The organism is Vibrio sp. OPT46 (assembly GCF_015163535.1).
GTDB classification, from domain to species: domain Bacteria; phylum Pseudomonadota; class Gammaproteobacteria; order Enterobacterales; family Vibrionaceae; genus Vibrio; species Vibrio alginolyticus.
Genome location: NZ_JADDYG010000561.1, coordinates 1 through 234, shown reverse-complemented (window position 1 = coordinate 234; position 234 = coordinate 1). Strand labels below are relative to the sequence as shown.

Below are 234 nucleotides of genomic sequence, written 5' to 3'. Positions count from 1 at the left end.
CTTGGTCGAATACAGACGAAACCAGAAACAACTAATGGAAACGCCAACGACGGCAGAGCCATTACATTCTGGAAGTGTGAGTTCAGCAAAAGAGTGGGCAAATGAACGACTACTGGATAAAAATACAGTCACCTTAGATACGCATCAAACCAGCCCATTATTTAAGCTGTTCGGGTTTAACGTTTTGCCTACGTGGATTGCATCTGACGACATTGAAGCTGTTCATATGGCAGA

The 234-nt window shown here is 43.6% G+C and carries 1 protein-coding gene; it reads left to right on the top strand.

All coding sequences use genetic code 11. The features are described 5' to 3' along the window. A partial coding sequence (locus IQR33_RS22735; protein ID WP_193844064.1) for a hypothetical protein occupies window positions 1–234 on the top strand: 234 nt, incomplete at both ends.